This is a genomic window from Helicobacter sp. MIT 01-3238, from assembly GCF_003364135.1.
In the GTDB taxonomy this organism is placed as follows: Bacteria; Campylobacterota; Campylobacteria; order Campylobacterales; family Helicobacteraceae; genus Helicobacter_B.
In genome coordinates, this window is sequence record NZ_NXLN01000037.1 from 1 (window position 1) to 17,357 (window position 17,357).

A 17,357-nucleotide genomic window follows, 5' to 3' on the forward strand; every position below is an offset into this window, starting at 1 on the left:
CCCCCCCCGCAATATGCCTCTAATTTTTATTCTAACCCACAATATAGTAACAACTATATACCTGAAATCATAGCTTATGGTAATGCTAAAAATTTTTCGCAGAATTTTCATTTTTGCTATCCTTTTTTTGGTATTCATCCTTAAAAATCCCTTTCAACCCAATAGGATTGATAGAAACAACTTCGACATCTGGATAAAATGTTTTACAAAACTCTTTCATCTTTTTCCAGCCACAAATAACTTCATTAACCATCAAGGTATTCTTGTCCAAAGAATCATAATATCCTCCAACATTACAATCACAACCAACTAAGTATATTTTTTTAGGATTTGTCCATAAAATAAACTGCATTGCAGGAAAGACTATTGAATAAGCATCGCCAAATGGTTGAGTAGAAATATCGCAGGTAAAAGTCTCTTTAACTTCGGGGTGTGCTACAAAAAATGGCTCAACACCATCATAATAAGCATACTTTTTTGGGATAAGCGATTTTGTTGCCCACTCTTCGTAGATACCAAATATGAAACCAATAAACTTTTTGGCATCATAATTGCAAAAATCTTCAATATAATTTTTAGTTGCCCCACTAAAATCCTGCAAAAAAATATAATCAAATTTAACTTTACTATATTTAAATGCCTTATTTACACCTACATAAATAGCATTATCTAAAGGATTGAATTGACTTAGCGTTGGACCTGTCGCAATAAGCACTACTTCTTTTCCCTGATAAATCCCCTTATATTTTGGAAATATCTTTTTATGCAACCTCCGTATTTTATTTTCAAAATATTTATTTTTTCTATGATATGTAATTTCACGGAGTCCCTTAACGGCTTCTCTGGCATAATAAAATGAACAAATAAATGTCATTATTAAAGTAGCTACACAAACTCCTATATTATAATAACAATACTCTGTAGGGTATGAAAAATATAAACATACCAAGGATAAGAGGATAGAATTTCTAAAAAATCCATAAGAAACATTTTTCCAAAAGAGTCTATTATCGTTTCGTGTAACTTTTAAAATATGGATTATTATATTGTTATCGTTGTTGTGCCTACTAAGCAAATCTTCATAAATGTCTCTTTTATTTTTTTTCTTAAGATATAAGATGATTGGATTGCTATAAATATTCCATAGTTTTTGTTCTATAATTTTCATAATAGCAGCAGACGCAAAACCGCATACGCTAGACATAATACATAATAAAACAATGAGAATAACACTATTACTTTCTAAGTTTTTAATATCATATCCAAGCAAAAAATATATAGCCAAGACAAATAAAAATCCCGGTGCAAATCTCGCACAAATATTATATGAGCCAAAAAGCTGTCTTAAGTCATTCATAAGATTTTCCATTTAGATAAATATTATTTCTATTCAACATATTTTCCCAATTTTCATTCTTTGTTTTAAGCAAATTGTGCCAATCATTTTGTGTTATGCTTATACAAATTTCACTATTCTTTTTAATAGTAATCACAATATCTCCAGCTTCGTTATTTGTTAAAATTGGAATATTTCTATTGTAGAAAGCTGAATAATTTTTATGCTGTGAATTTTCTGTATTCCCCAATATCGCAAGTTTTGGGTTAAGTTTATCAAGATATTGATTTAAATCATCCCCACCTGTTTTTCTGCCGTGGTGCGGGGCTAACAAAATATCTATATCTTTAATTTTGCTTAATAAACTTGAATCATCCATTATGTTTTGCCAAGCTTTGTTGCCACTATCCCCACAATACAAAATTTTTCTATTAAAAACTTTATGCAATATTACATAAGAAATTTCATTCCAATCAGGGTTCTTTAATTTTTGTAATTCATTGACTAATTCTTTACTTGGCGAAATAATTTCAAAACCATAATTTGTGTAATGTTCGCCGCTACAATTCATATATAGATGAATTGTTTTAGGATTACTTTCGCTTTGCCTAATACTTTCATAAAATTTCCAATCCTCTGTTCTGTATTGAGCCCAATCTGCTCCACTTAATTTTTTTTGGTGATTTGTATCCCAAAAATTCCATATCTCGAAAGTTGCAAATAATTTTTGAATTCCATCCATATGATCCATATCTGGATGGGTAAGGATAAATCTAAAAATAGGCTTCCCATTACATATACTTGACAAATAATCTATGGGATTTGTAGGATTGTTTTGTCTGTTAAAATTAGACTCTAGAGCTAGTTTTACATTGTTTGCATTACCATTGCAAATATCTATAACACCCACTCTTCCTGTTTCGTGTTCTACAACAGTGCAATTTCCATTAAGAACATTTAAAAAATGAACTTTACATTTACTCATAGCTTTTTACCTTATTCCACAAAAATTTCGCGGATTATACAAAATCTTTTATTAAAAGTCTACTGAACACTTTTAATACCGCAATGAATGTGAGTCTTAACTGATTTATCCAAATATAAATACTGCTTTTAAAGAACGCTTTCGCAATAAAGATGCTGCTTGTATTGCCATAGGCATCATTCAGCTCTATCACTTTAAGGCTATTGATTTATCCATAGCATCACTGCAATATCAGGTGCTTTTGGCATTCTTGCAATAGTAAAAACCAACGAACAATGTAAATTAAAAGGCTCTTGTCTCAAATCAATACTACAACACCCCATAACAATATCAGCATTAACACTCTTACCAATATCATTTGTGATTAACGCGAATTTAAATTTATATAGATTGGCGATAAATTCCTGTATTTCGGCGTTAGGCAAATGTTGCAAAACATCTTTGCAAAGTAGCAAATCCGCACTCGGCAATAGGCTAAAATCGCCGTTATATAGGGAAAAATTCACATTATCCTTTTTGTAAGTGGCATTATTGCGCTCAATCACAAAATTCGCCACATCAAAGCCTTTATAATCAATCCCGCTAAAATCAATATTTTTAGAGAATTGCCAATCCCCGCAACCGCAATCTACGATACTTTTTATATTGTGGCGTTTAAAAAAGTCTTGCAAAAATGCCACATAACCCGCGCATAGATTTTCATCACTACCATCGCCCGAACCATTTACCCAAGCACCTGTTTTGTAAATAGTATCAAAATATGAATTCAAATTATCTTTATTTATATTAACAAGCAATTCCTTAGTAAAAAGGGTATTAAACTCGACTACTTTTAGTCTTGCTTCCATAGAATCAATAGCTTCCATTCCCCCCCTCCACGACTATAAGACAGCACCTTTATACCAAAAAGATAGCATATTCGCTTTCGCCCAACTTTTTCTTTTTTAAAAAACCACATACATCACTCCTTACTTGTGTTATTAAAACTTAAATAAAACAATACGATTATACAATATTCTATTCTATTTTTTTGCAATTTATTGATATTTGTTGACGCCCAAAGCCCTTTTCACCCTATGTCTAATAACTTTTTCTAAATATTTTAAGAAGCCTCTTTTTTTAATATAAGATTTATTATAAACACTCAAAGTATTTTTATAAGCTACTAAATCCCTATCTTTCAAAATTTTAAATCCTAATTTTATTGTCTCATTCATTGCGTCATTGTATTTTGACTTAACCCCTGCCGTGTTAAATAAAGCAACTTCATCATCTACAAATAACGCCCCTTGTTGTGGATTATTGCCCCATAAATGTGGCTTTTTATAGGGTTGAGGTGGCACAAATGTTTTTATCCCTTTTCTTTGCAGTGCTAATGAAAAGCCCATATCCTCACCAGCTATTTTAAAATCCTGCAAACTCTCCGTCCCAGCAAATAAATCATCTAACCACTCTTTTTTAAAAAACCAGCTATGCCCGACAAAATCCACTTCTACGCGCGATTCGTTAGGATTCGCCCAGCCAAGCCTTATAAAATCTCTATTTGGGTAATTTTCAGGCTTTTGTAGCACAATGCCTATAGCTCCATAAAGCCCCCCCCCCTCCTTGTTGAGTCATTTGATAAAAACAATTTGCCAAATAATCCCTGCCAGGAATTATGTCGTCATCAAAAACGCATACGAATGGTGACTTTGCTTTTTTGGCGAATCTAAATCGCTCCCACACGCCTTTATTAACCTGCGAAATCTCAATACTATCAAAGTGTTCTTTGCATTCCTTTGGAATCTCTATGCCCTCAAATACCCCGTCCTGATAGAGTAAAATCTCTTTTGGTTTTAAGGATTGATTTTTTATCGCCTCAAGTTGCAAGGGCAAGGCATAAGGTCTTTTGTAAAGATTTAAAACCACGCTCACTTCGGCGTCTTTAATACAATCTAATGTTTTCATTTTCTTACCTTAAAATAATCTTTGATTGCCTTGTGGATTCGCTTGCTTGCTTTGGAATCCCCATAAGGATTTTTCTTATTTATAACACAATGATTGTTTAAAAAATAATCCCCACGAGCAATAATGTGCTTTTTGTCTGTACCTACAAGTTCGCTAAATCCTATCTTCAATCCATCTGTTCTTTCGGTAAAATTGCGTAATACTAGGACTTTTACGCCAAAACTTGGTGCTTCTTCTTGCAAACCCCCACTATCGCTTAACACTAGTACACTTTTGCGTAAGACATTGATTAAATCTACATAGTTTAACGGCTCACACAAAATAATATTGCTTTGGTTTTTTAACGCGTTTGTAATGGCAAATCGCACATTAGGATTAGGGTGCAGGGGTAAAAGAAAAATAATATCTTTGTGTTTTTTAGCAAGTGTGTGAATCGCTTCGCTAAGTTCATCTACTTTACTATGATTTTCTCTCCTATGTATAGTAACAAGACAAATTTTATCTTTTGATAAATTTAGCCCTAAACTTTGCAGTCGCTTTTGTGATTTATAATTTTCTTTTTTATCAATGTAATCCATAGCGTCAATCACCGTATTTTGACTAATAAAAATGTTTTGTTTAGAGATATTTTCTTTTATTAAATTATCACAATCACTTTGCGTAGGGCAAAAATGCAGTGTCGCAATTCTAGAAATCATAAGCCTCATTGCTTCTTCGGGAAATGGTTCATAAAGATTTTTAGAACGCAATCCAGCCTCAATATGAAAAATAGGAATCTTACTATAATATGCACTTAACGCCCCTACATAAGCACTCATCGTATCGCCTTGCACGAAAACGCCATCAAAATTATGTTTAGCAAAGAACGCAGAAAATCGCTTAAGCAATTTTGCATTTAGCCCAAATAGGCTTTGATTTTTGCTCATCACAGAGAAATTAAAATCTGTTTTAATATCAAAATATTTTAGAGTTTGATTGCTTAATTGCTTTTGTTGCTGTGTATTAAGTAAATACACCTTAAAATCATTTTGCTTTTTAAAATATAAAAACAATGGTGCTAATTTGATGACCTCAGGGCGTGTGCCGAGTATGAAAAGGAATGTGTGAGTTTTCACTGTTTTTGCTCCATATCTACCTCTTAATCTAGTTTAATTTCTATGATTGCTTTCTACCAACTTTCAATCCATCTTGTTTTATTAAAAATTTATGCTACATTTAACTACATAACATAATCTTTCAAACAAGGTTTTTTCAATATTTACTTTTTTTTGACTCTACACATTTAGGGTATTTGAATCGTTAAAAAGTTTTAAACCTAAAAGACACTGTAAAAACAAGCGACATTTTACAGCAAAAATAAAAACATTTTGTTTAAGATATGCGCTATGGCGTATAGAGGTAAAAGGACAATCATTATATCTTAACTTATCAAATATAACAAAGATAATATCTCACCAATCTTAAAAAATAGCTTATATAAAATAAGTAATTATGTAAAAAATTAACAAATAGTATGTGCGATTTTTACAAGCTAGTCCTAAATTTTAGTGGTAATCATCATCGCACCAAGAAAACTTAGATTTTATCGAATCACACTAAAGCGCAAATCCCCTAGAAAATCTCTCAATCTCCCACTATCCTCCACAAAATCCCTCAAAAGCAGTCTCTCTTTTGGCTGTGGCCGTGCGCTTATCTCAAGCCCTAGTCGCTCGCTATCAAGGAAAAACCCACCAAAAGCAGAGAGAAAATCTAGTGCGAAATTATGAGTATTTATCGGCATTTTGTGATTTGCTAAATCTTTGCGCAAATTTATACTTTCTTTTGTTATGGTGGATTCTATGTCTTTTTTGTATGTTTCTCTATCAGATACACGCGCCTTGTTTGCGACATCGATAGCATAGATAGCATACATAGTGTCGCTAAAGTTTTGCGAAGTTAGCGTAGCTTTTAGATTTTTGGGACTAAAAAGTGTGATATGAAGTTGGGCTTTCTTGCGCGTTATGGTGCGAGTGCATTCTTTGCGACTTAGATTTTGGCATAGCTCCTTGTAGTCCACGCTTTTTGGGACGACACTTAGCATAAAATCCAGCAAAAACTCCGCCAAACTTTTATGCTCATAGAGCGGATTATTTGCACTGCCCTCAAACTCAAGCAAAAGCTCTGTGCCCTCCCCACTAGAAAACTTCACCCGATAGTCATAGCTGATAGTTGCTCCCTCTTTTTTTATCGTCAAAATATCTCTAAAATCTTTGGGCAAAATCTTTTCAATCTCGCCTTTTTGCGAGGGCGTATGAAAAGAAAGTTTATCCAAAAAACTCCCACTAGACACGCTAGCATTTAGCTCTACTTGCAAGGTATTTGGAAATAGCTTAAAGTGTTGAGAGAAGTTTGATAGCTTGATATGAGGGGATAAAATCTCTACTTGTTTTTTGCTAGTGCAGATGAAATCCACCTCACTACCCTCACACACTTCCTCTAGCTCCTCTCCTAGACTAGCTTGCCTTGAGCGCAGTCTTTGTGGCTTCATTTGTGCGAGATTCTCTAGCTCATCAAGTCCCAAAAAACTTGGGATTCCCACATAAAATGGCGAAAAATTTAGGGCTTTTTTTAGGTTGCGCTTTAGTAGGTTTTTGGGTGGAGCATTTTTTTCTAGCTTGGCTTTTAGCTTTGCTTGCTTTTTTAGCTCTTTTTGTATGAGTTTATCCTCTTTTGATTGCTTGGCTGATTGCTTGGTATTAGGTGTTTTAGCTTGCTTGGAGGCTTTTGCTTGCTTTTGTGTTTTTGATTGAGGAGTATTTGTTTGGGTGGCTTCATTTGCTTGAGTGGATTGGGTAGTTTGGCTAGACTTGGTGTTAGATTTTGCTGATTTTGTAGAATCTTTTTTTGTAGATTTTGCTTCTTGTTTGGGTTGAGCTTCTTTTTGATTTGTTTTTTTGCTTGTTGTGGTTTGTGGCTTGGCAGGATTTGCGATAGATTTTTCAAGCCCTAGCACAAGCACAATCAAAATCATCGCAAAAAGTCGCCAAAAACAAAATTTGATAGATAAATGATTGTTTTGCATTACTTGCCTTTTATAAGTGATTTATTAGTAGATTTGATTTATGAGATTTTGCCAAGCTGATATGTTGTGCTTCAAAGCACTAGCAACTAAAATCAAATCGGCTGCATTGATAAACCAAACATACTTAACAAAAATATCCATATTTATCACACGAGTCTACACTCAAATGCGTTTGGCACACTACTTTTGCGATAGATTTAGCCAAATTGATTTTTTAGTGCTAGCTCCCATTTATACGCACTTTGCACGATAGTTTCTAAGTCATCATACTTTGGTTTCCACGAAGTGTGGGATAAAAGCTTTTGATTACTTGCGATTAGCATAGATGGGTCGCCCTCTCGCCTCTTAGCAGGATTTACCACGAAATCAACCCCGCTTACTTTTTTGACACATTCTATGACTTCTTTTACGCTATATCCACGATTGTAGCCCACATTGAAAACCTCGCTTTTGCCACTATCTGTCAAAAACTCAAACGCACTCAAATGCGCACTTGCCAAATCATCTATGTGGATATAGTCTCTCACACAAGTGCCGTCTTTTGTGTCATAGTCTTGCCCAAATATCTCCATAGATTTTCTTTTGCCCACCGCACATTCTACGGCGACTTTGATTAGATGAGTGGCGTTTTTGCTTCTTTGCCCTAGCCCTAGTCCTTGTGCTAGATTTTCATCGGTGTTTGCGCTACACGCTCCTGCGACATTGAAGTAGCGCAGTGCGACATAGTTTATGCTACCGATTTTGGAAGTGTCCTCTAGCACGCGCTCACTCATCATTTTGCTAGCACCGTAAGGGTTTATAGGAGCTAGTGGTGCGCACTCACTGATAGGCACAAGATTAGGCTCTGGCTCGCCATATACTGCCGCAGTCGATGAAAAGATAAAGTTTTTCACTCCATAGCGCACACACAAATCAATCAAATTTGTCGTGTTTATGACATTATTTTTGTAGTATTGCAATGGCTTTTGCACCGATTCGCCCACGATAAGCGAAGCGGCAAAATGCACACACCCCAAAAAACTAGAATCCTCCAAAATCTTTGCCACCCCAGAAGTATCGCCCAAATCCATTTCTAAGAGTTCCACGCGATTGCCATAAACTTTGTGCAAATACTCAAAGTTCTGTCTAAATCCTGTGGAGAGATTATCAAGGATAGTGATATGCGCATCAGTGTTTGCCAAAAAGCACCGCGCTGTATGAGAGCCGATATAGCCACTCCCACCTGTAAATAAAAGTCTCATATTTTTTAACCTTTTTTGCAAAATTTGCCCTCCATTGTAGCCAAATAGAGTTAAAGTATGTTAAAATGCCAACCTTTATGCGAACTTTGCGTGAGGTTTATGCGAGATTCGCACGACAATCCAACAACTAAATGAGGTGCAAAATGAGTAAAACTTCAAAATCTACCAAATCCACAAAATCCACTCCCAAATCTAGCCCAAAATCCACCACAAAATCAAAAAAATCCGCAGAATTTATCACAGATTTTACACAGCAAGAAAACAACCTACTTATGCGCATTTTAGTCGCACCACAAATGGCAAATTTTAGTGGGGTAATGCACGGAGGAGAATTGCTAAAACTTTTTGACCAAGTAGCTTATGCTTGCTCGACTAGATTTTGTGGGATTGGCACGGTTACGATGAGTGTGGATAATGTCGCGTTTTATCAGCCTATCCCCATAGGCTCGCTACTTAGCCTCTATGCGAGTGTGAATTATACAGGTAAAACAAGCTGTGAAGTCGGCATAAAAGCCATAGCCCAAAATGTCAAAGACAGAGGCGAAGCGCATTGTGCTAGTGGGTATTATACAATGGTGGCAAAAAGCGATGGAAAACCCGCTTTGATGAGGGAATTTACCCCTAAGAGTGCCGAAGAAAAACGGCGATATGCAAACGCCCTAAAAAGACGCGAACTACGCGGCAACCTTGTGAAAAAATAAACGCAAACTAAAATGCAGGCTTAAGGAGCAAGCTAATGAGAAGTGCGATTAACTACGACAAATATTCAAAAATGACTACAAAGCAGCTGCTAAATTCGCTTGATAGCGCAAAAAATAAGCGTGTGAGATTCCAAACACAAGTAAATGACGCAAATGAGCTTATCGACTTCCTCACAGAGAAAATCAAAGATAGCCTAAATATGTCAAAAAAGTCTGATTTTGTGCCACTTGAAAAAACAGGCTTGATAGAACTTGCTAAAGAAATAGAAAAAAAAATGACACCTAAAGAACTAGAGCAATTACAACAGGAGCTTGAAGCTGATATAAGTAGAGATTATGGCGATGAATAACAAAATAAGCATCGACAAGAAAAATACCAAATTTCTACAAAAACTTGCAAAATCCGCACCAAAAGAGTATGTAAAAATACTTAATTTTTTGTATGGCATACTATCAAAAAGTGATAATCCTTGCACCTTGCCAAATGCAAAATATCTACAAGGATTTGATGATAATCGCTATCGCTGGAGAGTAGGAAATTATCGTATTATTGGTATTGTAGAGAATGATGAATTTTTTATCATCAAAATCATAAAAATCGCTAAAAGAGATGAGAAAACATACAAAGGTTTCTAAGAGCGCACTTTGATAAAATTTACAACAAATATGGCAAAATAAAAAGCCTAAAAATAAATAACCAAAAATCAGTAGCCCAAAGTCAAAACATAGTTTTTTACACACAAATGAAAGCAAACAACTTTCATCAAAATTTTAAAAAACACGCTAAGGACACAAATGAGCAACAAAATAGGAATTTACCCCGGGACTTTCGACCCGCTTACAAACGGACACCTAGACATTATCAAGCGCAGTTGCGAGATATTTGAAAAAGTGATTTTAGCAGTGGCGCACTCTGCTTCTAAGCAGCCTCTTTTTAGCTTAGAAGAGCGACTAGAAATGGCTAGACTTGCCACAAAAGATTTTGGCAATGTATCTTGCCTAGATTTTGGCGGACTTCTAGCAGACTTAGCCAAAAGCCACGATGCGAGGATTCTTATCCGTGGTTTGCGCGTGGTAAGCGACTTTGAGTATGAGCTACAAATGGGCTATACAAACACCTCTCTAAACCCCGAGCTTGATACCATATACTTTATGCCGACATTGCAAAACGCATTTATCAGCTCCTCTATCGTGCGCAACATTTTGGAGCACAATGGCAAAATCTCACACCTTGTGCCTGCTAGCGTATTTGGATACATAGCAGGCAAAATCCCTTGTGCGTAAATACCAAACGCGCACCAACCACTACAAATAAAAAGGAAAAAAATGTATATCACACTAGAGGGAATTGATACCTGTGGCAAGTCCACACAAATAGAAGTGCTAAAAGAGGCTTTCCCGCAAGCGATTTTCACAAAAGAGCCCGGCGGAAGCACACTAGGAGAAAAACTACGAGAAATGATACTGCAAAACCACAGCCAAGATATGGCTTTGACTAGCTCTTGCGTGTCGCCAAAATGCCTAATCGCAAAGCAAAAGGCAAAAGATTTTGCCAAAAATCAAGCCTTTAGCGAGGAGGCGGAGTTTTTTTTGTTTCTTGCTGATAGAGCGGAGCATTTCGCAAAAGTCATAAAGCCAAATGCAGATTCTCTAATCATCGCGGATAGAAGCCTAATCTCTGGCATCGCTTATAGCAAGCACAAAGACGCTGAAATGATGAATCTAGCCTGCACTCAAGGCATAGTCCCTGATATATGCTTTGCGTTCAAAATGAGCGCGGAGGAGCTAAACAAACGCTTGCAAAGCAAACAGCAAGATTCTATCGAGCAGCGTGGAAGCGCGTATCTAATGGCGATTCAATCACGCATTTTGCACTTCGGCAGAAAAATAGCCAAAAACTGCATAATCATCGATGCAGACAAACCAAAAGAAGCAATCAGCCAAGAAATCATCTCTCATATCCACACCGCGATAAATCCTAGCACTGCCCGATAAAGCAACCCACCCAACAAAGCAAAATCTTAAATGAATTTTTAAGCTAGAGATTGTGCTATGAAATGCCTTATTTGTGCGAAATTTTGCTTAAGCGTGATATGTGATAAATGCTTAGATTCTATCCCACTTCGCCCTAGCGTGCGAGAAGTAAGCGGGGTAAGCGTGTATTGCTTTTTTGCTTATAGCGATATTGATTTTTTGCTAAGTGCGAAATACTACGTCATAGGCTCTAGGATTTATGCAGCTCTTGGCAAAATCGCAGGGGAGTATTTTTTCTCTCAAAAAGCGATGAGAGAAGCTATAAGACAAATCATAGAAAATACCGCTTTTGGCGAAGTGAAGCTAATCGGCATAGATGATTGCGTGCGTAGCTTTTACTCACACACGGGGGTGCTTGTGCGTGAGTTTGCCCTCTCAAGTGTAAAGTCTAGTAAAAAATCCAAAGACTTGCAAAATCGTGCCAAATTCGCACGCAAACCTAACGCAATAGTGCCAATCTATGGCGAGCTAAAAGCGACAAATCAAGTAAGCTACGCGGGGAAAAGCCTAGCATTTCGCCAAGCAAACAAGCGCGGACTAACACTTAGCGCAAAAATCTCTAGCACAAAAAATAGCGCGGGCTTTAGGGGAAGTTTTAAGGGGATTTGTAGCCAAGATTTTTTGTGGGATTTTTGCAAACGCTTTAGGGCGGAATTTGTAAAATATTTTGCAAAAGATTTTGTGATAAGGTTTTTTGGAGATTTTACAAACAGCTTTGCAAAATTTGCAAATGGAGTTAGCGAGGATTTTAGAGATAGATTTAGCACAAAGCCAAAAGATAGCACAACGCAAAAAAATGATTCTAGCATAGCAGTGCAAAATCAGGCTTTAGCCAAAGACTCCACGCCAGATTTAAAAGCAGATTCTACGCTAGATTCTAGTGTGGATTCTGCGCGAAAATCTAGGCTAGAATCTGCTCCAGACTTTGACACAGGTTGCGTTATCATTGTCGATGACATCATCACCACAGGCACGAGCTTTGGCGAGGCGATAGAAGTCTGCCAAAAAAGAGGGCTAAAAGTGCTTTTTTGCCTAAGCCTTTGCAACGCCGCACTATAACACTTCCAAATACACGCCAATACACACAAAAATCTTAATAAATTTTCCACAAATTGTCATACTTAAATGGCTTTTAAGCCCGAAGTATCCAAAATGTGGATTAGATTTTATAAAAAAGCATTTTTGGATATTTGGGTTTCTTACAAAACCTAAATATCTATATTAGATTCTACTTGAGATACTTCGGCTTCTTGCGAAACCTCACTATGACAAGAAATAAAAGGCCCCCTCCCTTGCGGAGGGTTTGGGGTGGGTATCTTTTCCGTCATTGCGAGGCAGTGGCTTTAGCCACAACGAAAAACAATCCATAAACCCGTCATTGCGAGAGAATCCGCAAGGATTCTTGTGGCAATCCACAAAAGTAAAAGAAAAAAGCATTAGCGTAGAAAAAGGCAATAGCACTTGATAGATTGCCACGAATTTGACAAGTCAAATTCTAGCAATGACGATTCAATGCGTCCGCTCCTATCATTGCGAGATTTGCTTGCAAACCCTGCAAATGAGCATAGCGAAGTTTTTTAGAAAGCCTTTAGCTTCTTTAGTAAAAACATACCGTCATTGCGAGCAAATGCGTTAGCATTTGCGTGGCAATCTATAAGTCAAAAGGCAAAGACATAGATTGCCACAAGAATCCTTGCGGATTCTCTCGCAATGACGAAACTTCGTCTTATAATGACGGCGTTGTGGATTACTAAAGAAACTTCGCTTCGCTTGTTTTCTAAAGAAACTTCGCTTCGCTTGTTTTCTAAAGAAACTTCGCTTCGCTTGTTTTCTAAAGAAACTTCGCTTCGCTTGTTTTGCCACGCTCACTTCGTTCGCTCGCAATGACGACTCAATGTGTCCGCCCCTATCATTGCGAGATTTGCTTGCAAAACCCTGCAAACAAGCGTAGCGAAGTTTTTTAGAAAGCCTTTGACTTCTTTAGTAAAAACATACCGTCATTGCGAGCAAATGCGTTAGCATTTGCTCGCAATGACGATGAGCATATATATGAGATACAAGCCTTGCGACTTATTCACAAAGTCCATATACTCTACAAAAATTGTTTGCACTTCCCTGCAAAATCTATCCACACTTTCCTACATTAACAATTTGTTTTTTTTTTTTTTTGTAGTATCGCTTTTTGTGCAACTCGAGAATCATTTGCACTCTAGTTGCACAAATACTAAAAAAGGAGCTAGTAATGCTTAGCAAGGTTTTAAAATTCAGTGGTGCTTGCGCATTTGGAATGGTGTTTTTGACAGGTTGTGGGTTGTTTGGCGGTGGAGAGCCACCAAAAACACCTTATGAACCCAAAAAACTAGAAGCGCAAGCTAGAGGTATCACTGTGGCAAAAAGCACGCCCTATAATTGCAAGATTTTGGGCGAAGTAGAGGGCAAAGACAATGTAGGCGATAGAAGTGGTGCGACAAGAGAGCTACTAAGAGAGGGAGCGATAAATGACTTAAGGAATGAAGCCTCTTATGTTGCTGGCGAAGGCAAACGAGCGATGATAGCTATCACAAAAGAAGAAGTCAAATGTATAGCCACCATAGGCAAAGCAAGGCAAAATGTGGATTGCACAAACGGCTTGCCAAATGGCGCAACAAATGGCGTGCTAGTCTCTCAAAGAATCCACGCGCAAGTATTTGATTGTGGTGAAAAATAATCAAACTGCATAGTCTGTAGGCAAAAATTTACATTTTGTATATTTTTGCTATTTTTTGTATTTTTGCTTTTTCTCGCGCCCTGCTAGAGTGGCACTCCTTATCATATCTAGCAGGGCTTTTTTTATATTTTCTTTGACATATTTTTATCTCTACACTTTTTTATCTCTCCGCTTGCCAAAGCCTACCAAATACTTAAAAATCCAAAGCCCATAATTTTCCTAAATCTTTCCCACCTCTTCACTAATTTATCTTCCCCACACACATAAAAAGATTTTACTCCCTAGCATTTGTATCCCACCAAATCTGCGGACTTAAGTCATAGCGCGGGTGGATTTTTGGCATCGAGATATTGTGCCAAAACGCCACTCTAAAGTTTGGCAAATAATAATGAGGCACGACAAAGTCCCCCCACAAAAGCACCCTATCAAGCGCGTGAGTAGAGAGAATCTGCGCTTCTCTATGCGGAGCTGCTATCACGCGCTCTATAAGGCAGTCTACCACTTCTAGCCCTACCCCACTATAATTCCTACTGCCTACCATACTCGCACTCTCCTTGCTCCAAAAATACCTCTGCTCATTGCCCGGGAAAAGGCTCTGCCCGATAATCCCCACAATCATTTCATAATCAAAATTTTTCACTCGATTGGTGTATTGACTAGAATCTATTTTTTGGATTTGCATTTGTATGCCAAGCAGTTTTAGATTTCGCCCATATCGCACAGCTAGCCGCTCAAAAGCAGGGTTATCTAGCAGCAGTGTAAATCGCAGTGGCTTGCCACTTTTAGAATCAAGCAGCACTCCATTTCTCATCACAAACCCCGCTTCTTTTAGCAAATCTCGCGCTTTTTTTAGATTTTCTCTCTCTTGTAAGATATGGCTTGGCACTTGGCTTTTTGGGGCTTGATTTTGCTTTTGCAGTCCTGTGCTTAGATTTAGGCTAGTTGTGCCAAAATTTGTGCTAGGTATCACATAGGGTGTGTCAAACATATTTTTCAAATGCGTTTTTGAGATTTCGCCCCTGCTATCACACTGCTTGATAAGCGCGGATTCTGCCCTGCTTGGCAGAGGAGGACTAGCGAAAATCGAGTGATTAAAGTAGCTTGTCGTGCGCTCGTATTGGGAAAAAAACAAGTTTAGATTGCTCCACTCGAAATTAAACGCATAAATAAACGCTCTACGCACAAGCGGATTTGCAAACACCTCCTTGCGCGTATTCATAAAAAACCCCTGCATACCGCTAGGCAGGCTATGAGGAAACGCCTTTAGGCTAAATTGCTTAGAATCCAACGCCTTGCTTTTATACCCCCTAGCCCACACCTTTGCCGCACTCTCCACACGCCAATCATACTTATGGCTCAAAAACGCCTGCAACGCCACCGCATCATCTCTGTAATACTCAAAAACAAGCGTATCAAAATTAAACTGCCCTACCCTGCTTGGCAAGTCCTTTGCCCAATAGTTTTTGTTTCGCTCATAGATGATTTTTTTGCCCACTTCGTAGAATTTCACCGAGTATGGTCCGCTTCCTAGCGGGATTTGCAGGGGATTTTCCCCAAATGTGTTTTTGCCATTTTTGACATAAAAATGCTTTGGTAGCACGCTTAGCTGTCCCAAAATCAGTGGTAGCTCCTTGTTTTGCGTGGTTTTAAAAACAAACTCCACACGATAAAAATCTAAAACCCTCACTTCTTTGACATCTGCATAGTATTGACGATAGAGCGGACTAGCCCTGCTTATCATCATCTCAAAGCTAAACGCCACATCTTGGGCACTTACCGCCACCCCATCGGCAAAGTGCGCCCTTTTGTCTATGGTGAAAATCACACTAGAATTATCACTAGCCACAGCGACATCGCTAGCGATTAGGGCGTATTGGGAGTATGGCTCGTCCATACTTTGCGCCATAAGCGTGTCATAGACATTTTCTAGCCCGCTAGCAGACTCGCCCTCTATGCTAAAAGGATTTAGCGAGGAGAAGCTCCCTAGTGCGTAGCTTTTTAGCGTGCCACCTTTTGGGGCATTTGGATTTACATACTCAAAGTGCTTTAGATTTGGGTATTTTGCCCTCTCTCCTAGCGCGATATATGGCGCAGCCCTAGCAAAATCTAGCGCGAAAAAGAGGGGGAAAAACGAGGTAAAAAGCGTAGCAAAAAGTGAAACAAACACCCCCTCCAAAAACAAATGCGTAAAAAAAGCAAAAAATCTTTTGACACTTTTTTGCTTTGGTGGTATTGTCGGTATTGGTAGCATTGGTAGCATTGGCATTTGACGCGGTGTGATATGTGGCATTTTTATCCTAACTTGTTTGATATTTATCTAAAGCAAGCAAATTTTAACAAAATCCAACGAATCTTTGCAAAATCTAATAGAGATATTTCGGTTTCTGCGAAAACCTCAATATGACAATTTAAACACACTAAACAAAGTTTGTCATACTTAAGCGAAGCGAAGTATCTCAACCCATTCGTCATTGCGAGCATTTGGAATCGTTAGTATTCCAAATGCGTGGCAATCTATAATTGGATTTTTAGGAGGGTAACACCACAATTCCCATCCCTTGCAAGTTGGGCATAATGTTAATTCCCCCTCCCTTGCGGAGGGGGCTAGGGGGTGGGTAGATTCCACCTCCGCTTCTCAAACAAAGTCAGCAACTGCTAACGACAAAAACGCAACTGCTAGCAATGCAAATATTTCCATTGCCAACAAAGCAAACGCAAACACTTCCGTCATTGCGAGCGAGCGAAGTGAGCGTGGCAAAACAAGGCGAAGCCGAAGTTTCTTTAGTAATCCACAAGAAACATTAGCGCAAAGAATAGATTGCCACGCAAATGCTAGCGCATTTGCTCGCAATGACGAAAAGTCAGCGCACAATGACGAAAGACTTACCCACCCCCAAACCCCCTCCGCAAGGGAGGGGGCTTTTAAAATCACCAACTCCGCAGTTTGTCATACTGAGGGCGTAGCCCGAAGTATCTCAAAAGATTCTGCAGATAATGCAAAATCCTTTGGATATTTCGGTTTCTTACGAAACCTCAATATGACAAAACTACAAAACCATACAAATACCCACATAAATCCACCCATTCTCTATTATGTTTTACTATTTTTTATCGCTTTTCCCTATCATTTTTTCTCACTCCCCACCATATCCACCCCCACTTTCCTTACCAATTTTTCTCATTTCCCCCCATTTCTCCCCACTTTTTTATCGTTTTTTTTTTTTTTTTTTTCTTTTTTCTAATCCCCCTTTTTCTTTTTCTTCCCTATTTTTCCCCTGTTTTCTTTCTTCTTTTTGTTAAAATTTCCCTATTTTTTATCCTCCTCATGTATAATTTTTGTATTAT

General features: G+C 37.8%; 21 protein-coding genes. 10 read left to right on the forward strand and 11 right to left on the reverse strand.

Features of this window, described 5'->3' with window-relative positions:
• Positions 1-85: 85 nt before the first annotated feature.
• The 9 genes from CQA40_RS10035 to galE all read right to left on the reverse strand — a co-directional run bounded on the left by CQA40_RS10035 (position 86) and on the right by galE (position 8,570).
• Positions 86-1,357: a hypothetical protein gene (locus CQA40_RS10035; protein WP_115520704.1), complete on the reverse strand. Its 1,272-nt coding sequence runs from the start codon at positions 1,355-1,357 to the stop codon at positions 86-88.
• On the reverse strand, positions 1,350-2,321 hold the full coding sequence (locus tag CQA40_RS10040; RefSeq protein ID WP_115520705.1) for a ComEC/Rec2 family competence protein: 972 nt from the start codon (positions 2,319-2,321) through the stop codon (positions 1,350-1,352). The genes CQA40_RS10035 and CQA40_RS10040 overlap by 8 nt, the downstream gene beginning before the upstream one ends.
• 200 nt (positions 2,322-2,521) lie before the next feature.
• Positions 2,522-3,187, reverse strand: a complete 666-nt coding sequence (locus CQA40_RS10045) for a methyltransferase domain-containing protein (protein WP_115520706.1) — start codon at positions 3,185-3,187, stop codon at positions 2,522-2,524.
• Positions 3,154-3,279 (reverse strand): hypothetical protein, encoded by a 126-nt coding sequence (locus CQA40_RS11745; RefSeq protein ID WP_258864545.1) that lies wholly within the window; start codon positions 3,277-3,279, stop codon positions 3,154-3,156. The genes CQA40_RS10045 and CQA40_RS11745 overlap by 34 nt, the downstream gene beginning before the upstream one ends.
• A 79-nt stretch (positions 3,280-3,358) precedes the next feature.
• Entirely contained in the window at positions 3,359-3,892 is a 534-nt protein-coding gene (locus CQA40_RS10050; RefSeq protein WP_115520707.1) for a hypothetical protein, read from the reverse strand.
• Complete coding sequence (locus tag CQA40_RS10055; protein ID WP_115520708.1) at positions 3,876-4,268, reverse strand: glycosyltransferase family 2 protein; 393 nt, start codon at positions 4,266-4,268, stop codon at positions 3,876-3,878. Before CQA40_RS10055 ends, CQA40_RS10050 begins: the two co-directional genes overlap by 17 nt.
• Complete coding sequence (wecB, locus tag CQA40_RS10060; RefSeq protein ID WP_115520709.1) at positions 4,265-5,383, reverse strand: non-hydrolyzing UDP-N-acetylglucosamine 2-epimerase; 1,119 nt, start codon at positions 5,381-5,383, stop codon at positions 4,265-4,267. Before wecB ends, CQA40_RS10055 begins: the two co-directional genes overlap by 4 nt.
• Positions 5,384-5,850: 467 nt before the next feature.
• Positions 5,851-7,329 (reverse strand): hypothetical protein, encoded by a 1,479-nt coding sequence (locus CQA40_RS10065; protein WP_115520710.1) that lies wholly within the window; start codon positions 7,327-7,329, stop codon positions 5,851-5,853.
• 197 nt (positions 7,330-7,526) lie between these two features.
• Positions 7,527-8,570, reverse strand: coding sequence for a UDP-glucose 4-epimerase GalE (gene galE / locus CQA40_RS10070; protein ID WP_115520717.1), 1,044 nt, complete (start codon positions 8,568-8,570; stop codon positions 7,527-7,529).
• A 143-nt stretch (positions 8,571-8,713) separates the two neighbouring features.
• Between galE and CQA40_RS10075 the strand changes: the two genes are divergently transcribed.
• From CQA40_RS10075 to CQA40_RS11315, 7 genes are all read left to right on the forward strand, one after another.
• The gene (locus CQA40_RS10075; protein ID WP_115520711.1) at positions 8,714-9,271 is read left to right on the forward strand and encodes an acyl-CoA thioesterase; all 558 of its coding nucleotides are present in this window, start codon (positions 8,714-8,716) and stop codon (positions 9,269-9,271) included.
• Positions 9,272-9,306: 35 nt separating this feature from the next.
• Complete coding sequence (locus CQA40_RS10080) at positions 9,307-9,621, forward strand: hypothetical protein (RefSeq protein WP_115520712.1); 315 nt, start codon at positions 9,307-9,309, stop codon at positions 9,619-9,621.
• The gene (locus CQA40_RS10085; RefSeq protein ID WP_258864546.1) at positions 9,608-9,907 is read left to right on the forward strand and encodes a type II toxin-antitoxin system RelE/ParE family toxin; all 300 of its coding nucleotides are present in this window, start codon (positions 9,608-9,610) and stop codon (positions 9,905-9,907) included. The genes CQA40_RS10080 and CQA40_RS10085 overlap by 14 nt, the downstream gene beginning before the upstream one ends.
• A 159-nt stretch (positions 9,908-10,066) precedes the next feature.
• Complete coding sequence (gene coaD / locus CQA40_RS10090) at positions 10,067-10,555, forward strand: pantetheine-phosphate adenylyltransferase (protein WP_023928048.1); 489 nt, start codon at positions 10,067-10,069, stop codon at positions 10,553-10,555.
• Positions 10,556-10,597: 42 nt separating this feature from the next.
• Entirely contained in the window at positions 10,598-11,266 is a 669-nt protein-coding gene (locus CQA40_RS10095) for a dTMP kinase (protein ID WP_115520713.1), read from the forward strand.
• Positions 11,267-11,323: 57 nt separating this feature from the next.
• Entirely contained in the window at positions 11,324-12,364 is a 1,041-nt protein-coding gene (locus CQA40_RS10100; RefSeq protein ID WP_115520714.1) for a phosphoribosyltransferase, read from the forward strand.
• 244 nt (positions 12,365-12,608) lie between these two features.
• Positions 12,609-12,770: a hypothetical protein gene (locus CQA40_RS11315; RefSeq protein ID WP_181882922.1), complete on the forward strand. Its 162-nt coding sequence runs from the start codon at positions 12,609-12,611 to the stop codon at positions 12,768-12,770.
• 167 nt (positions 12,771-12,937) lie between these two features.
• Here the strand turns inward: CQA40_RS11315 and CQA40_RS10920 are convergent, their stop codons facing one another.
• Complete coding sequence (locus tag CQA40_RS10920) at positions 12,938-13,246, reverse strand: hypothetical protein (protein WP_147290204.1); 309 nt, start codon at positions 13,244-13,246, stop codon at positions 12,938-12,940.
• 59 nt (positions 13,247-13,305) lie between these two features.
• On the opposite strand from CQA40_RS10920, the gene CQA40_RS11320 reads away from it, so the two are divergent.
• Both CQA40_RS11320 and CQA40_RS10110 read left to right on the forward strand, forming a co-directional pair.
• Positions 13,306-13,452, forward strand: coding sequence for a hypothetical protein (locus CQA40_RS11320; RefSeq protein WP_181882923.1), 147 nt, complete (start codon positions 13,306-13,308; stop codon positions 13,450-13,452).
• A 95-nt stretch (positions 13,453-13,547) separates the two neighbouring features.
• A complete protein-coding gene (locus CQA40_RS10110; protein ID WP_220271918.1) occupies positions 13,548-14,012 on the forward strand; it encodes a DUF4156 domain-containing protein in 465 nt (154 codons plus the stop codon).
• 274 nt (positions 14,013-14,286) lie between these two features.
• On the opposite strand, the gene CQA40_RS10115 is transcribed toward CQA40_RS10110, so the two are convergent.
• A complete protein-coding gene (locus tag CQA40_RS10115) occupies positions 14,287-16,302 on the reverse strand; it encodes an extracellular solute-binding protein (RefSeq protein ID WP_258864547.1) in 2,016 nt (671 codons plus the stop codon).
• A 268-nt stretch (positions 16,303-16,570) separates the two neighbouring features.
• On the opposite strand from CQA40_RS10115, the gene CQA40_RS10120 reads away from it, so the two are divergent.
• A complete protein-coding gene (locus CQA40_RS10120; protein WP_115520716.1) occupies positions 16,571-17,254 on the forward strand; it encodes a hypothetical protein in 684 nt (227 codons plus the stop codon).
• The last annotated feature ends 103 nt before the right edge of the window (positions 17,255-17,357 follow it).

What these genes read in the sequence shown, in the direction of transcription:
- CQA40_RS10035 (WP_115520704.1), bottom strand. Translation starts at nt 1,357, where the DNA reads ATGAATGACTTAAGACAGCTTTTTGGCTCATATAATATTTGTGCGAGA.
- CQA40_RS10040 (WP_115520705.1), bottom strand. Translation starts at nt 2,321, where the DNA reads ATGAGTAAATGTAAAGTTCATTTTTTAAATGTTCTTAATGGAAATTGC.
- CQA40_RS10045 (WP_115520706.1), bottom strand. Translation starts at nt 3,187, where the DNA reads ATGGAAGCTATTGATTCTATGGAAGCAAGACTAAAAGTAGTCGAGTTT.
- CQA40_RS11745 (WP_258864545.1), bottom strand. Translation starts at nt 3,279, where the DNA reads ATGTGGTTTTTTAAAAAAGAAAAAGTTGGGCGAAAGCGAATATGCTAT.
- CQA40_RS10055 (WP_115520708.1), bottom strand. Translation starts at nt 4,268, where the DNA reads ATGAAAACATTAGATTGTATTAAAGACGCCGAAGTGAGCGTGGTTTTA.
- CQA40_RS10065 (WP_115520710.1), bottom strand. Translation starts at nt 7,329, where the DNA reads ATGCAAAACAATCATTTATCTATCAAATTTTGTTTTTGGCGACTTTTT.
- galE (WP_115520717.1), bottom strand. Translation starts at nt 8,570, where the DNA reads ATGAGACTTTTATTTACAGGTGGGAGTGGCTATATCGGCTCTCATACA.
- CQA40_RS10075 (WP_115520711.1), top strand. Translation starts at nt 8,714, where the DNA reads ATGAGTAAAACTTCAAAATCTACCAAATCCACAAAATCCACTCCCAAA.
- CQA40_RS10080 (WP_115520712.1), top strand. Translation starts at nt 9,307, where the DNA reads ATGAGAAGTGCGATTAACTACGACAAATATTCAAAAATGACTACAAAG.
- CQA40_RS10085 (WP_258864546.1), top strand. Translation starts at nt 9,608, where the DNA reads ATGGCGATGAATAACAAAATAAGCATCGACAAGAAAAATACCAAATTT.
- coaD (WP_023928048.1), top strand. Translation starts at nt 10,067, where the DNA reads ATGAGCAACAAAATAGGAATTTACCCCGGGACTTTCGACCCGCTTACA.
- CQA40_RS10095 (WP_115520713.1), top strand. Translation starts at nt 10,598, where the DNA reads ATGTATATCACACTAGAGGGAATTGATACCTGTGGCAAGTCCACACAA.
- CQA40_RS10100 (WP_115520714.1), top strand. Translation starts at nt 11,324, where the DNA reads ATGAAATGCCTTATTTGTGCGAAATTTTGCTTAAGCGTGATATGTGAT.
- CQA40_RS10110 (WP_220271918.1), top strand. Translation starts at nt 13,548, where the DNA reads ATGCTTAGCAAGGTTTTAAAATTCAGTGGTGCTTGCGCATTTGGAATG.
- CQA40_RS10115 (WP_258864547.1), bottom strand. Translation starts at nt 16,302, where the DNA reads ATGCCACATATCACACCGCGTCAAATGCCAATGCTACCAATGCTACCA.